This window comes from Stenotrophomonas sp. STEN087 (assembly GCF_056759115.1).
Genome location: NZ_JBRRCR010000161.1, coordinates 1 through 2,932 on the forward strand (window position 1 = coordinate 1; position 2,932 = coordinate 2,932).

Annotated in this window: 5 protein-coding genes; 1 reads left to right on the forward strand and 4 read right to left on the reverse strand. The window is 68.1% G+C overall.

Annotated elements, in window-relative coordinates; all coding sequences use genetic code 11:
• Positions 1 to 180: 180 nt before the first annotated feature.
• The 4 genes from ACVOK1_RS20385 to ACVOK1_RS20400 all read right to left on the reverse strand — a co-directional run bounded on the left by ACVOK1_RS20385 (position 181) and on the right by ACVOK1_RS20400 (position 1,987).
• Entirely contained in the window at positions 181 to 603 is a 423-nt protein-coding gene (locus ACVOK1_RS20385; protein WP_108770045.1) for a low affinity iron permease family protein, read from the reverse strand.
• A gap of 73 nt (positions 604 to 676) precedes the next feature.
• The gene (locus tag ACVOK1_RS20390) at positions 677 to 1,003 is read right to left on the reverse strand and encodes a hypothetical protein (RefSeq protein WP_200752687.1); all 327 of its coding nucleotides are present in this window, start codon (positions 1,001 to 1,003) and stop codon (positions 677 to 679) included.
• A 74-nt stretch (positions 1,004 to 1,077) separates the two neighbouring features.
• Entirely contained in the window at positions 1,078 to 1,335 is a 258-nt protein-coding gene (locus ACVOK1_RS20395) for a hypothetical protein (RefSeq protein ID WP_200752686.1), read from the reverse strand.
• Positions 1,336 to 1,534: 199 nt separating this feature from the next.
• Complete coding sequence (locus tag ACVOK1_RS20400; RefSeq protein WP_481563090.1) at positions 1,535 to 1,987, reverse strand: nucleoside deaminase; 453 nt, start codon at positions 1,985 to 1,987, stop codon at positions 1,535 to 1,537.
• 81 nt (positions 1,988 to 2,068) lie between these two features.
• Between ACVOK1_RS20400 and ubiE the strand changes: the two genes are divergently transcribed.
• Positions 2,069 to 2,830 carry a bifunctional demethylmenaquinone methyltransferase/2-methoxy-6-polyprenyl-1,4-benzoquinol methylase UbiE gene (ubiE, locus tag ACVOK1_RS20405; protein WP_079223406.1) on the forward strand — a complete coding sequence of 254 codons (762 nt, stop codon included), beginning with the start codon at positions 2,069 to 2,071 and terminating at the stop codon, positions 2,828 to 2,830.
• Positions 2,831 to 2,932 lie beyond the last annotated feature (102 nt).

Genomic DNA, 2,932 nt, shown 5'->3' on the forward strand with positions numbered 1-2,932 from the left:
GGGGGGGCCCCCGCCGGCCCAGGCCGGGGGCCTTCCGGCGGGGGCCCCCCCCCCCGGCCCCCGGCCGCGCGCCGCGCGCCCCGGGCCGGCCCCGCCGCTACCGGAGCGTGGGCGTTCATGGCATCGGACATAGGCCGCGCTTCGCGCTCGCCGGGCAGGGCCCGGCGCTACCGTCTGGTGTCAAACGGCTTCATCATCGCGCGGCGCCGCGCGGCAGGAGCGTACCCGGGCAAGGGCATCGCCGGCCTCGCGGGCCATGCGCTCGTACTCGGCGCGGATTTCCTCCAGCCGTTCTTCGTCCATTTCTTCCAGGTCCAGCAGCTCGTTGTTGGCCTCGGCCGTGGCGCGGATCAGCTCGTCCAGCTTGATCTGCATCGCTGCCGTATCCGAGTTCTGCGTGTGCTGGATCAGGAACACCATCAGGAAGGTGATGATGGTGGTGCCGGTGTTGATCACCAGCTGCCAGGTATCGTTGAAGCCGAACACGGGGCCGCTGATGCCCCACACCACCACGATCGCCACTGCGGCCAGGAAGGTCCACGGCGAGCCGGTGGCGGCCGCGGCCTTCTTGGCGATCGTATTGAACAGGGTTCTTGCTTTCATCGTCGTCGTTCCACCCAGGTGACGACGATGATCGGCAGCCGCCCGTGCACGGGCCGTGCAGCCGCGGAGAGACTCAGGCGCGCAGGCGCGGGGCGTCCTGCAGGCGCACGCGGCTGGTCTGGTAGACGTGCTGCCAGCAGCGGTCGACGAACTCGCGGGCCTGCGATTCGGTCAGGCGCGGCATGATCTGCAGGGCGTACTGGGTCTGGAACGTTTCATCGCGCTCGGCGTTGCTGGCGCGCGGCTGGGTGATCAGCGAATCGCAGGCGAATTTGATCCACGGCACGTAGGAGCCGAACGAGTTGTGCGTCAGGGCACCGTCGGCATGCTGCCGGCGCCAGTGATCGAGCTCTGCATCAACGTCGATGACCGGTGGGATAGCGGGGACTTCAGCGTGCATGGCATTCCAGTTCGGTTGGGGTGGCAGGGAGTGGGGGTTAATCGCAGTGTGCGCAGGTGCCGGTGCATGCAGCGTCAGCGCGGTGTGCAGCCGGTGTTGCCATCGATCAGCTGGGCGTGTTCAACGGCGCCGAGGTCTTCGGCCATGTCGGCCATCGCGTTGCACAGGCGTACGCTGTCGCGCGGATGATCGCGGGTGATTTCCTGCTGCATGTCCTGGAAGGCGGCCCAGAACCGCGCGCCACGGCGATGCAGCGCGAACTGCTGCGTCAAGCGGTCGCGGATGCCGGCGAGGGCCGGGTCGGGCAGGGGATGTACGGCGTGCGCGCTCATGGGCTTGCTCCGCCGGGACAAGGGGCCCCGGTGATTCCACCCTAGGCGCGCCGTGCGAAGGGGGTGTTAGCAGCGCGTGTGCGGCTTATCCAGCTGACTGTGCGCCAGCGCACATCAAGGTGCGCAGAGGCTCGCCGGCACAAGGCTGTGCCGGCTCTGAAGCGTTCATGTAGCTGCGCGCAGAACGGAAACGCGGCGCTTATTCGCCGATGTCTTCGTCCCAGATTTCCGGATGTTGCGCAATGAAGCCGCCCAGCAGGTCCACGCATTCCTGGCTGTCCAGGTCGATCACGTTGACGCCGTTTTCGCGCAGCCAGGCGATGCCGCCCTGGAAGGTGCGCGATTCGCCCACCACCACGGTGCCGATGTTGAACTGGCGCACCAGGCCCGAGCAGTACCAGCACGGTGCCAGGGTGGTGACCATGATGGTGTCCTGGTAACGGCGCTGGCGGCCGGCCCTGCGGAAGGCATCGGTTTCGCCGTGCACGGACGGATCGCCTTCCTGCACGCGGCGGTTGTGGCCGCAGCCAAGCAGGCGGCCATCGTTGTGGTACAGCGCCGCGCCGATCGGCACGCCGCCCTCGGCCAGGCCCTGTCGGGCTTCGGCGATGGCGGTCTGCAGCAGGGCCTGGTAGTCGGGCGTGGTGATCATGCGGGGCTCCGGTGGGTCATGGGCCGCCATGATAAGGCGCGGTTACCCCGAAGCGGCCCCGGCGGTGCGATAATCAGGGTCATGAGCGAATCCCCCTACAAATCCGGTACCACCCATTTCGGGTTCCGCGACGTGGCCGCCAAGGACAAGCAGAAGCTTGTCGGCGAGGTGTTCACCTCGGTCGCGCGCAGCTACGACCTGATGAACGACCTGATGAGCCTCGGCGTGCACCGGGCCTGGAAGCGCTATTACGTGGCCACCGCGCAGGTGAAGCCGGGTGACCGCGTGCTCGACCTGGCCGGCGGCACCGGCGACATCGCCGCCCTGCTGAAGGAGCGCGTGGGCGCCGAAGGTTCGGTGGTGCTGGGCGACATCAACGCCGGCATGCTGTCGGTCGGCCGTGACCGCCTGACCAACCGCGGCCTGGTGCTCGGCCTGGACTACGTGCAGTGCAACGCCGAAGCCCTGCCGTTCCCGGACAACAGCTTCGACCTGGTGACGATCGCCTTCGGCCTGCGCAACGTGACCGACAAGGACGCCGGCCTGCGCGAGATGTACCGCGTGCTGAAGGTGGGCGGCCAGGCCCGCGTGCTGGAGTTCTCCGAGGTCACCGCCGACTGGTTCAAGCCGATCTACGACTTCCACTCGTTCAGGATCCTGCCGAAGCTGGGCAAGCTGTTCGCCAACGATTCGGACAGCTACCAGTACTTGGCCGAGAGCATCCGCAAGCACCCGCCGCAGGAAGAGCTGAAGGCGATGATGGGGCAGGCCGGTTTCGAGCGCTGCCACTACAAGAACCTGACCGGCGGCATCGTCTCGATCCACTCCGGCTACAAGCTGTAAAGCGTGTGGGGCCGCCGGGGCAGGGCCCCCCCCACCACCCCCCCCACACCCCCCCCCCCGAAACCCCCCCCCAAACACCCCCGCCCCCCCCCCCCCCCCCCC